Raw genomic sequence first — 12,662 nt, 5'->3', positions numbered from 1 at the left:
CGCCGTACGGCGCGTCGCCTCGTTCAGCGCTCGAGTGCGTCGATTTCATCCAGCAGGGCGTCCAGCGCGTGCTGGTCGACATCGAGTTGCGGAACGTCGTCAGGTGTCAATCCGCCGACCCCGTCCGCGCTGCAATGGCGAATGAGCATCGTCAGCGCTTCTTCGACGCGACACATGAGGCAGCCGATGCTTTCGTCGACGCCCGGCACCCCGAAGAAGCTGGACTCCACGGTCAGTCTGCCGCGCGAGACGTACGCAACGATGTCCAACAGGTGCGTGCGCCGCTGGCGCGGGCTTCGAATGCCCGGCGCGGGTTCGGGCGGCCCGCCATAAAGCGACGACGGCCCTGACAATTGCTCCAGTTGACCGAGATAGGTGAACAGGATCGGCGCCTGCGGAAACGCAACGAGCGAGTCGTCGCCGGCCCGGGGCGTCGGGTCGAGATAGCGCAGCACGCCGTAGCTCGCGCCCTTCCGGGGTACCTCGCGCAGTCGAGCCTTGACCGACTTGATGAGCGCCGACGGGTCCGACGCGACAGCCGGCACGTCAACCAGCACCGGGTAGATCGACGTGAACCAGCCGACGCTGCGGCTCAGGTCGATCGATTCACCGAGCGCGTCCCGACCGTGCCCCTCGACGTCCAGCAGCAACGCATCGCAACCGCTCCACGCACGAAAACCCGCGTGGAGTGCTGCAATGAGCAGGTCATTCGCGTCGGTTCCATAGGCGCGCGGTGCAGTGGTTCGAAACGCGTGAGTCAGATCGGCGTCGAGCGTAATCGCACAACTGAGCGACGACTCCTGATAGGCATGCTGAACGATCGGGGCAAGCCCGTGGCGCATCAGCGCCACCCGCTTCGGCCCGCTCAACACGTCGCGCACCTGTGCGTTCACACTCCGCCAATAGTTGCGATCGTCATCGAGCGCGTCGCTCCGCGCAAGCGCGATCCACTGGTCGACCCACGCCTTCACGGAACTCGTCTTCAGCGGCAACGCCGCCGCCATGCGGTCGCGCAAGCGCAGATAGCAATCCGCCAGATCCTGCAGCAGGATGCTCCACGATACGCCGTCGATCGCCATGTGATGGACGACGATCAGTAGCCGGCTGCTCGACACGCTGGTGCTCTCGAGCCACCTGATTGCCATCAGTCTGCCGCTTTCGATGTCGAGACTGCCCTGTGCCGCGTCGATCGCGTCGCGCCACGCGCGTTCGCAATGCCGGCCGTCCGGATCGACACATCGGACGACCGAGAAATCGGCCTCGTCTGCCCCGTCGTCACCCGCAAACAGGTGAAGCATTCCGTCGTCGCGCATAACGAAGCGTGAACGCAGCACGTCGTGATGGCGCGCGACGACACGGATCGCCTCGGCCATGATGTTCGCGTCGGGCGCTTCGCCGAGCGGAACGAGCAACGCCTGGTTGAAGTGCGAACGGTCGACGTCGACTCGCTCGACGAACCACTGTGCCGCGGGACCGAGTGCTGCCTCGCCGTGCACCGCCCCCTGATCGACATCGAGGCCCGGCGTCTCGCGCACCACCGTCGACAGGCTGGCCACGGTCGTATGCTGGAAGATGTCCTGCGGCTTCAGATACATCCCGTCGAGCGCCGCCCGAGATACGATGACTGCGGCGAGAATTGAATCACCGCCCAGTTCGAAAAAATCGTGGTCGACGCCGACGGACGGTTGGCCGAGAACATCGGCCCAGATAGCGGCGAGTTTGCGTTCGGTGTCGGTCGACGCAATACGTACGGCCGTCTCGCTTGCGCTTGGCAGCGGGAGCCGATCCGCGTCGAGTGCACCCCATGCGTCGAGCGGCAGGCGATCGAGCACCATGATCGCGTCCGGGTGCATCGAGTCGGGTAAAACCTGCTTCAATGCCGAACGAACGGCATTCTCGAGTACACACGCGTCCAGGTCGCCGCCGTCCGCGACGACGTAGGCGACCAGCATTTCCTGCGTGTCCCGGACGACGCACGCACATACTGCGATGGCGACACCGGGAACGGCCGAGATGGTCTGCTCGACCGTGCCGATCTCGATCGGTACGGGCCGGTGACGAGCGACGCGCAACGAAGGGTCGGCACACAGCACATCGCCGTCGCGGCGCACGACTGCAACGCCAGTCGATATGAGCGCCCTGTCCCGGTATGCGGTCTCGAGCGGGATCGGCGCGTCCGACGTGCGGGCCGACGTGCCGTCAAGGAAATGCAGTTCCCCGGCCTGTCGATCGTCGGCGAAGCTTCGGGACGATCCGAGCACGAGCGCGACGCGTCCCGGGTACGATGGCGCCAGAAGCCGCCAGCCATTTCGCGCCGCAACGAACGCGCACATCGCTGGAAAGAGTTCCGCGCAGCGCAGCGGCATGAAGCTTGCCGCCGCCGGGGCACGATCCGTGTTGACGAGCGCTGTCAACGCATGCGGATGCTCACCGTATGCGACAAGCGCGCGTGCCCGCACGACGCCGGCGGCGTCGGCGTGCCGTAACAGAAGAGACGGCATGATCAACGCGGGGCCGTCTGCGAGCAAATGGTCGAGCTCGGCACGCGCGATTTCCGTGTATACGGGGTCGTCGGAGGCGAGCGCACCGATCGAAGCCCGCTCGGACAAGCGTGCCATGCCGCCCGCAAGCAAGACTTGAGCGAGCGTCGCCGCCGCGAGCACGTCCTGAGTACCATGCAGGACCAGCGCAGTCGTATCGGCGTCCAGATGCAGCAATTGGCCGACGTAATCGAGCAGCGGTTCGACCGCCGCGGCCTCGTTCGCGGCAATGCGATCGTCCGGCGCGGTGGCGTGATGTACACGCACCACGTCGATAGCATCAATGTTCCAGCCGGACCACTCGTCACCGTGCCCCCGACACACCGCGTCGGCATTTCCGTCGGTGGTGTCGCCCGATACGATGTAGCGAGCGCCGACGGCACGGATCGCAAGCAGCACGACTGCACGCTCGGCGACGCTTTCCAGGCGAAGTGCCACGCACGTGCCGACACCGATCCCGAGCGCGTCGAATTGCGCACGCACAGCACGTACCGCGCGGTACACGTCACCGTAGGAGATCGTCCGGTCGTCGAATTCCCATGCACCGCGCGATGTATCCCGCAGCGTATCGAAATCGGCGACCGTCGCCTGGCGCGCGAACGCGTGCGCAGCGGTGATACGGCTTTGCGCATCGTCGGCCGGTTCAGCCGCGAGTCTGTACTGGTTGAGGTGTCGCGTCGCGTCTACCACCACCTGCTCGACGAGGTGTTTGTACTGGTTCGCGAACCGATCGATCGTCGTGTCGTCGAACAGATCCGTATTGAACGTCCACGCGGTCGAATATTCGTCGCCGAGATCCTGGACGTTGAGTGTCAGGTCGTGCGTCGCGCCGCGCGTACCCGTGCTCGACGCGGCAAGGCGCTCCCGATAGAACGGCATGTCGGCAGCGTTTTGCGCGGCGAAATCGCCGCGTGCCTGGTTCCAGTTGTACATCACCTGGTAGATCGGCGATCGGCTCGGATCGCGCGCCGGACGCAGCGCGTCGACCAGCATCGGGAACGGGTAGTCTTGATGATCGAGCACGCGTAGCATCATCTCGCGCGTGCGTCGCAGCAGATCGTCGAACGAATCGTCCGGCTGCACCTCGCATGCGAGCACGACGGTGTTCACGAAATGACCGACCACGCTTTCACTGCCCGGCACGTTGCGCCCGGAAGTCGGTGCGCCGATCATCAACCGCTCCTGTCCGGTATGGAGGTGCAGATGCAATTGGTAGACCGCGAGCAGCAGCATGTACGGTGTCACGCGCAGCAGCTTGGCCGTGTCGCGTACCTGGTGCGACAGCGTCGCACCGAGCGGCCAGTCGTATACGCGACCGTGCTCCGTCTTGCGCGGTGGACGCAACCTGTCGGTCGCAAGATTCAGCACCGGAAATCCGTAGGCCAGTTCCCGGCGCCAGAACGCGGCGAGATGCTCGCCGTCGCTCCCGTCGAGCCGCGAGCGCTCGTGCTCGACGCAATCCTTGTACTGCAACGATAGACGCGGCAGCTTCAGCGGCTCGCCCGCGCGCGCGAGCCGGTACAGCGCGCGAAGCTCGCCGAGCAGGATTTCGAGCGACCAGAAATCGGCAGCAATATGGTGTACGTTCAACAGCAGAACGACGCGAATCGCGTTTGCACCGTCATGTTCGTTCAGGAGCAGCTTGAGCCGGATCGGCGACTGCGTCAGGTCGAACGGGCGGTTCGACTCATCGTCGATCCACCGACGGATGGCGGCTTCGTCCGCCGCAAACACGCGATCGACAGTGAACTGCGCGCGCGCGTCCGAACCGACCTGCTGTCGCGGCTCGCCATCGATCACACGGTACGCGGTGCGCAAAATCGGGTGACGGGCGATCAGATAGTCGACACAGCGACGCAGTGTCGCCACCTCGACATCGTCGTCGATCCGGGTCGCGTACGTGACGTTGTACGCCGCGCTTTCGGGATTGAGCTGATGCAGCGACCATAGCGACTTTTGCGCAAAGGAAAGCGGATAGGTGCCTGCGGTGCCGGCAAACTGTTCAAGCAGCGCGACGAGCGTCGCTTTATGGGTCCTCAACTCGTCGACGAGCGACGGCGTGACGGCGCCCTTCGGCGCCTTGTACTGCAGCTTGCCATCCTGGGCCCAGAGCTCGATTCCCCGCCCGGCCAGTTCATTGATGAATTCGATCGAGCTCACAGCTCCCCTCCTTCCATTTCCAGGCCGAACGTCGCTTCGCGCGACACCACGTCAATCCGGTCTGCCGCGCGCGATGGCTGTGTCACCCCGGGTGCCTGCAACGCATCGCGATCGAGCATCGCCACGATGGTGCGCACGACGTCGTCGATGGTCGCGCCTTCCAGCAACCGCCCGAACGGAACATCGACACCCAGTTCGGTGCGCAACGCATTGCGGAATTCCGCGGCCATCAGCGAATCGAGCCCAAGCTCGATCAACGGGATATCAGGCGCGATTCGTACGCTGGACGTGTGTAATGTCGTCGCGATTGCGTCGGTCATGTGTTCGCGCAGCAGATGCATGCGTTCGTCGGCGGACAAGCCGTCCAGGCGCTCGCGCAATCGCGGGCCGGCACCGGATGTGCGGCTCGTCGGACTCGACGGTGTTGCAAGTTCCGACAACAACGCCGCCATTGCCCGACTCGGGCTACGTTTGATCAGCGTATCGACCTCGACGCTCCAGATCTGCGTCTGCCCGTCCGGTTCGGCGATCAGCGCATCGAACATGCTCAGTGCGACGTCCGGCTCGAGCGGGTTGAGGCCGAACGATGCGATACGGCGCAACTGGTGCGCGTCCAGTTGATCGACCATCCCGTTGCCTCCCCACAGGCCCCAGTTCATGGTGTGCCCGGGCAGGCCGTCGTCATTGCGCGAGGCCGTCAGCGCGTCCACGTAGGCATTTGCCGCTGCGTATGCACATTGCCCGGGAGAGCCGATACAGGCCACGATCGACGAGAACGACACGAAGTGTCGCAGCGACAGATGCGCGGTCGCGCGATGCAGGTTCAACGTTCCGGCGATTTTCGGTGCAAGTACCCTCATCACGTCGGACATCGGCTGGGTTGCGAGCAAGCCGTCGTCGAGCGTGCCCGCCGCATGCAGGACACCGACGAGCGGATGCTTCGCGTCGGCTTCGAGCGCATGGACGAGCGCGTCCACGTCAGCCGCCGCGGCGACATCCGCGGCCACAAACTCGATGATCGAACCGTGCGAGTCGGCGATGGATGCAAGCCGTGCGCGCTCGCTGTCCCCAGGCAACTGGCGGCTTGCGGACACGATCTTCGGTACGCCATTCCGGATCAGCCGCTCGATCACTTGCGTGCCGATCGCACCTCGCCCGCCCGTCACCAGATAAGCGCCGCGCGCGAGTGGTTGCGCCGCGCCGACGTCGCGTTTGACGAGCCGCGGGACATACACGACATCGCCCCGCGACACAAACTGCGTCTCGCCAGCCACCGCGGCGCCCGCCAGCGCAGCAAGCGCGCTCGCGCAAGACGCGGAATCCGGCCCCGGCAAATCGACCGCAAACACCGGAATTTCACCGCTTTCGTGCATGAGGCTGCGCGCGAGGCCCCATGCGGCTGCCTGAAAAGGAGACACGCGGCGGTCGACACCGGGTACGCGCTGTGCCGCCTGTGTCACGATGCATAAGGCGGGTGCGCCTGCCGGCCAATGGGCATTCTGCACTTCGCGCCAAACGCTGGCGAAGCGACGGTAAGCGGCGCCGACTCGAGCCAGTTCGTCGTCCGCGGTTGCACTGTCGGACGACGGCCACGTATAGAGCAGTACGGTTCGCCGTGCGTCCACGCATGCAAGCGCGTCGCTCAATGCAAGACGAATGCGCTGTGCGCCGGCCTCGCCGTCGAACATGTCGTCGGCCTGCATATTCGCGACTGCACAGGCTCCTCCGGCCGCTTCGCACGCTTGCGACAGCACCGCGTCCGACGCCGGATCGTTGCCGATCAGCACAACATCCACGTGAGCGCCGGCCGCTTCGTGTGTGGTTACCAGCGGCCGCCATACGTGCCGGTGCACTGCAGCTGACTGTGCGGCACGCTTGAATCGGCGCGGGTCGACCGCGAGCAACCGCAGTTCGGAGACGATGGCGATACAGCGACCGTCGTCGTCATACAGCCAGAGATCGGCCGTAGCGAGACTCCGCTGCACCCGTGCGCGCACCGCGCACCACATGGTCCTCACGCCCCGCATCGGCATGCACGCGATCCGTTCGATACCGATCGGTACGAACGCGGTGTTCAGCTCCGCCTCCCACAGCGCGCCGGCGACGGCCTGAAACGCATTGTCGAGCAGCGCCGGATGGACGAAGCGCTCGGTATCGTCGGTGCAGTCCGCTCCAATCTCGATTCGGGCCAGCGCAGCATCGCCGCCGCGCGACAGCGCGCGAATCGAACGAAACGCCCCACCATATTCGAGCCCGGTGGCATGCAATCGCCCATAGAACCCGTCGACGGACACGGCGTCACGGCATTGCGCGCGCCAGTCGTCAAGCCGCGGCGCCTCGGGTACACCGTGCATCGATCCGATCCGCCCCGCGCATTGCAAGATCCATTCAGGTTCGGGAGCCGCCGTGTCGTGACACGCGTGAATCTCGATCCGCGCCCCTTCGTCGCTCGTATGCGCGGCACCGTTTCCGTGCACGACCGTGCCGAACGTGACCACTTTCCCCGATTCCAGCATGAGCGCGTTGTCGAACGACACCGCGCTCGCGACTTGCCAGCGGTTGGTCGCGGGGTCCGGTGCGATGGCATTCCGCCGCGATGCGGCATCGAGCATCGCCTCGGCGAATCCTGCCGCCGGAAAAACGAGTTCTCCATGCAGAACATGCCCGCTCAGGAACGGCAGATGTTGATCGGACACGTCGCTCTCGTAACGACGATCGTCCGATGCGGGTATCGGGAGGGGGCGCCCGAGCACGCCGTTACCTGCCTGCTTGCCTGCCGCGAGCGCGTTCGCCAGCAGTCTCGCCCGCTGCGCCGGCTCCCGGGAACCAACCCAATACCGGCTGGCTTCGAGCGGGTACGGCGGCAGCACGCCGCGGCGAGCGGGATTCGCCGAGGACGTCACGGCTCGGGAACGCTCGTATGCGTGCCAGTCGATGCGACGGCCACCCATATAGACATGCGCCAATGCACGCAACAACTGCTCGGCCTCACGCCCGTCGCCGTGGATCGACGGCAACGCGAGAACATCGCCATTGCCGGCCCGGGCCCCGACGCATGCGGTGACGAGGCCCGACAGCGTCTTGCCGGGCCCGATCTCGACGACCGTCGTGACCTTGTCATCGAGCAACGTGTCGACACCCGCGCGGAAGGCAACCGTTGCACGAACGTGCTCGACCCAGTACGCCGGATCGCACAAACGTTCGGTTTCGAAACGGCCGGTTACATTGGATACGATCGGAATGGCAGGCGCCCGATACTGCACTGTCGCAGCGATTGCGCCGAATTCGGCAAGCATCGGCTCCATCAGCGGCGAATGGAATGCGCGCGACGCCGCTAGCGCCTTCGTCGCAATTCCGCGCGCGGCAAACAGCCGTTCGAGCGATTCGATTGCGTCCGGATCGCCAGACACCAGCACGCTCTCCGGTGCGTTGTCCGCGGCGATCGCGACACGTCCCGGGAAGTCGCGCACGGCGTCGGCGACCTGACTCACGTTCGCGAACACCGCGAGAGCCCGACCAGGCGCGGTGAGCGTATCCATCAACCGACCACGCGCCGTCACGAGACGACAGCCGTCCTCGATCGAAAACACGCCGGCGATACATGCAGCCGCGTACTCGCCGATGCTGTGGCCCATCACGACGTCAGGCACGACGCCCCAGTGCATCCACAAGCGCGCAAGGGCAACCTCGAGCGCGAACATCGCAGGCTGCGTATGGCGCGTTTCGTGGATCCTGTCCTGGTGATCGCCCCACAACACGTCGACGAGCGACAGCTCTCCTTGCGCTTCGACGTGTGCGTCGCATGCGTCGAATACGTCGCGAAACGGCCCAAAGTCCCGATACAGTTGCCGAGCCATGCCCGCACGCTGCGCGCCCTGCCCGGTGAACAGGAACGCGAGCCGGTCGCGGACGCCCCCGGGCGGCACGGGTCGCATGGAAGTGGCCCGCTCCGCTGCCGAAAGTGCGTCGAGCAGCGCATCGCGCGAATCCGCGACGATCGCGACACGGTGCCGATGGCTGTCGCGCCCGATGCGCAGCGCGCTCGCGACGGCATCCGGTGCAAGCGATGCGTCGGCGCGCAAATGCGCCGCGCAGTCTCCGATCGCCTGCTTCAGCATCGGCGCCGTGTGTGCGGACAACGGCCAGATGTCGAAGCGCGCGTGCCCGGAGAGAGCGGCGCTCGCGTCCGAATGGGACGTGTGCTCGCCCTGCCACGCTTCGACGATCAGGTGTGCGTTCGTGCCGCTCATGCCGAACGAACTGATCGCCGCGACCCTTCGACCCGATCGTGACGACGGCCATGCCGCATGTTCGGACGCGACGCGAATGCCATTGGTCTGCCAGTCGACGTGCGCGGTTGGCGTGTCGAAATGCAGGTGTCGCGGCAGTTCACCCTTCTGCAGCGCGCAAATGACCTTCATCAAGCCGGCGACCGCAGCCGCCGACTCGAGGTGACCGATATTCGTCTTGATGCTGCCGACGTACAAATCCCGGGTGCGACTCGACCCGCGGCAATACACATCCTCGAGCGCACGAAGCTCGATCGGATCGCCTAGCGGCGTACCCGTGCCGTGTGCTTCGACGTAGTCGACGTCAGCCGGCGACACGCCGGCGCGCTCGAGCGCCTCGCGGATCACGTCCCGTTGCGCGCGGCCGTTCGGCGCGGTCATCCCGTTGCTGCGACCGTCGTGATTGACCGCGGAGCCGCGGATCACCGCACGGATCGATCTGCCCTGCTCGCGAGCGTCGGACAGGCGCATCAGCGCGACGACACCGCAGCCCTCGCCGCGCACGTAGCCGTCGGCGGCCGCGTCGAACGTCCGGCAGCGCCCGCTTGGCGAGAGTGCCTGAAGCTCGCTCAGCGCGATCGTCATCTCCGGCGACAGCATCAGGTTCACGCCGCCGGCGAATGCGACGTCGGACTCGCGGGTGCGCAGGCTGTGGCAGGCCAGATGGACGGCGACGAGCGACGACGAACAGGCGGTGTCGAGATGCAGCGCCGGGCCGTGAAAACCGAACAGGTAGGAAATGCGGCCGGCCGCGAAGGGGCGCGCGGTGCCCAGTGAGGTTTGCGCGTAGCTGAGCGCATCGTCGGGCACGCCTTCGCTTACCCGTGCATAGTCGTCGACCGACGAGCCGACAAACACGCCGGCTCGGTACGGCGCGATCGTTTCTCGTGAAAAGCCGGCGTCCTCGAGCGCTCGCCACGTGCATTCGAGCAGCAGACGCTGCTGCGGATCGATATGCGGCGCTTCGCGGTCCGACACGCCGAAGAACGCCGCGTCGAAACGATCGACGTCGCCGATGAAACCGCCGTGCCGACTGTAGCTCGTGTCGCGGCGGCCCGGTCGAGGATCGTAGACGGCATCCGTCCAGCGATCGGCCGGCACCGGGCCCACGGCGTCGGTCCCTTCCGCGAGCATGGACCAGAGCGCGTCGGCGGAATCCGCGCCGCCGGGAAGACGGCAGCCCATGCCGACGATCGCTATCGGCTCGTTCATCGCCTCACGCGCGTCGGCCAGCTCGCGTCGCAACGCGTCGATCTTCAGCAACGCTTGCTTCACGGGCGTGAGGGACGCCGAGGGCGCCTGATTTGACTCATTCATGTGTACAACTCCAGACGTTCGCGGGACGGCGCTACCGGGGTACGGCTCAACGCTGCAGCTCTTTCAGCAGCAGCGCTTCGGCGTCCGCATCGGTGAGCGCCGCGAGCTGCTCGGGGGACCGTGCCGCCTGCGCATCTTCATCGGTCGAAGCACGCGCCGGCGCCGGTGCGGGCGCATCGCTCGACCGTAGCGCGTCCGCGGCGCCGCGCATCCGGGCCAGATGCGCGGCGAGCTGCTCGACATTCGCGCAATCCCACAGCACGGCTGCGTCAAACGTCAGCCCGATCGCGTGTTGCACCTTCAACGAGAATTGCAGCGCGCTCATGGAATCGAAACCCATCTCGACCCACGCGGCCGTGCGAGACACCTGCGTTTCGGCTATCTTCAGTCGTTCCGCGACGACCCGTACGATCCGGGCGGCGATCTCTCGCTCGATCAGCGTCGCGCCTGAATCGACGTCCGGGGGCGCCGGTGCGACGACCGGCGCGGCCGTCGAGTCCGGCGATGCACCGCCGCCACTCGCATAGGCTCCATCGGTCCAGTTCGCGACGGCGCGCAGTTCCCCTTGAAGATACGCGCGACGACACAGCGCGCGCGCGATCTTCCCGCTCGACGTCTTTTCGATGGTCGCCGGCTCGACCAGCACGATTGCGTGCGGTGTGACGCCGAAGTCCTCGCCAACCGCCATCACCATCGCCCGCAGCGTTGCGTCCAGGTCCATCGTGCGACGCGCGGTGCGGCCGACCTCCTGGATGATCACGAGCTTCTCTTCTCCATCCACGAGCACCGACACGGCGGCGCCGCAGCCGCGGCGCAACGCCGGCACCGCATCCTGCACGCACGCCTCGATATCCTGCGGATACAGATTGCGCCCGCGGACGATCAGCATGTCCTTCACGCGGCCGGTCACGTACAGGCGGCCGTCGACGATTGCGCCCAGATCGCCTGTACGCATGAACGGACGCGCATCCGGATCGGCATCGAAATGCGCACCGAACGTCGACTGCGTCGCGTCCGGGTTGCCGTAATAACCGGCGCCGATCGCGCCGCCGCGGACCCAGATCTCCCCGACACCGTTCGGATCGGCAACCGGGCGACCGTCGGCGCCCGCGATCCGGATCTCGGTGCCGGGCGCCGTGCCGCCGCACGAAACGAGACTCTTTACGTTCGCGTCGTCGGGCTGGACAGGCTCGACGACGCCCGCGGCGAGCTTCACGTTATCGACGTCCAGGTAACAGGCGCCTTCACCGCACCGGACACCCGATACGATCAGGGTCGCTTCGGCCATCCCGTAGCACGGGTAGAACGACCCGGGCGCGAAACCGTGCGGGCGTGCAGCGTCGATAAAGTCGGTTACCGTCTGGCGATGAATCGGCTCGGCGCCGCAGAATGCAACGCGCCAGCTCGACAGATCGAGCGACTCTCCGGCATCGCTTGCGTTCAGTGCAGCTGCCGCGAGCGCATACGCGAAATTGGGCCCGCCGGACGTCGTTGCCCGGTGCGCCGAGATCGCACGCAACCATCGTCCCGGCTGCTGGACGAACGCAACGGGCGACATCAGTACGACCGACAGCCCGATCGACGCCAGCTGCAGCGGCATCGACAGCCCCATGTCGTGATACAGCGGCAGCCACGACAACATGCGCGTGTCGCGGTCATGCTGCATCAACGTCGCGATCGCGCGTTGGTTGTCGATGATGTTGCCGTGCGTGATCATCACGCCCTTCGGTGTGCCGGTCGACCCGGACGTGTACTGCAGGAACGCCAGATCGCCCGCATCAGGCACGTGCGGCAGCCCCGGCACGTCCGGCATCCCTGCATCGACGAGCGCTTCGTACGTGACGAGCTTGCAGCTGGAAAACAATTGCTGCGATTCGCGCAAGGTCGCGAGCGTGTCGATCGATGTCGCCGGCGCGACGATCAGCGTTGCGCCGCAATTGTCGGCAATGGCCTGCAGCTTCAACCATTGCGCGACCTTGCGTACCTGCTGCGGATGATAGGCCGGTACGGCGACGCGGCCCGATGCAAGGCACCCGTAGAACGTGCAGACGAACTCGGCGCTGGTCGGCAGCAGCAACAGCACGCGAGCCCCTGGTTCGGTCAAGTGCGCGAGGCCGCGCGCGACGCGCATCGTGCCCGCATACAGATCGCCGAAAGTGCTTTCGCTTTCGATCGCTTCGCCGTCGCGCAAGATCGTCAGCGCGATGCGATCAGGGTCCCGCTCGGTGTGGTGCGCGAGCGTCTCGATGATGGACGTCGGTTCGACATCCATCTGAAACACGTTCGGATTCGAGTTGGGATGCGTCGTCATGGTGTGTCCAGGATGAGGTCGGCGCGAGCCGCCGCGCAGACGCGG

General features: G+C 65.9%; 3 protein-coding genes. All 3 read right to left on the bottom strand.

Annotation, left to right across the window (positions count from 1 at the left end):
- Positions 1–23 precede the first annotated feature (23 nt).
- The 3 genes from ACN22W_RS37475 to ACN22W_RS37465 all read right to left on the bottom strand — a co-directional run bounded on the left by ACN22W_RS37475 (position 24) and on the right by ACN22W_RS37465 (position 12,617).
- Complete coding sequence (locus ACN22W_RS37475) at positions 24–4,700, bottom strand: condensation domain-containing protein (protein ID WP_419690119.1); 4,677 nt, start codon at positions 4,698–4,700, stop codon at positions 24–26.
- The gene (locus tag ACN22W_RS37470) at positions 4,697–10,174 is read right to left on the bottom strand and encodes an SDR family NAD(P)-dependent oxidoreductase (RefSeq protein WP_419690743.1); all 5,478 of its coding nucleotides are present in this window, start codon (positions 10,172–10,174) and stop codon (positions 4,697–4,699) included. Before ACN22W_RS37470 ends, ACN22W_RS37475 begins: the two co-directional genes overlap by 4 nt.
- Positions 10,175–10,352: 178 nt before the next feature.
- Entirely contained in the window at positions 10,353–12,617 is a 2,265-nt protein-coding gene (locus tag ACN22W_RS37465; RefSeq protein ID WP_419690118.1) for an AMP-binding protein, read from the bottom strand.
- Between the last annotated feature and the right edge of the window lie 45 nt (positions 12,618–12,662).

The sequence above is a fragment of the Burkholderia theae genome (genome assembly GCF_048565265.1).
In the GTDB taxonomy this organism is placed as follows: domain Bacteria; phylum Pseudomonadota; class Gammaproteobacteria; order Burkholderiales; family Burkholderiaceae; genus Burkholderia; species Burkholderia theae.
Note: the sequence above shows the minus strand (reverse complement) of the source record. Positions and strands in the feature narration are given on the sequence as shown.

Excerpts from the sequence above, each read along its gene's own strand:
- ACN22W_RS37470 (WP_419690743.1), bottom strand. The coding sequence starts at position 10,174 with ATGGGCTGCCGTCTTCCCGGCGGCGCGGATTCCGCCGACGCGCTCTGG.
- ACN22W_RS37465 (WP_419690118.1), bottom strand. The coding sequence starts at position 12,617 with ATGACGACGCATCCCAACTCGAATCCGAACGTGTTTCAGATGGATGTC.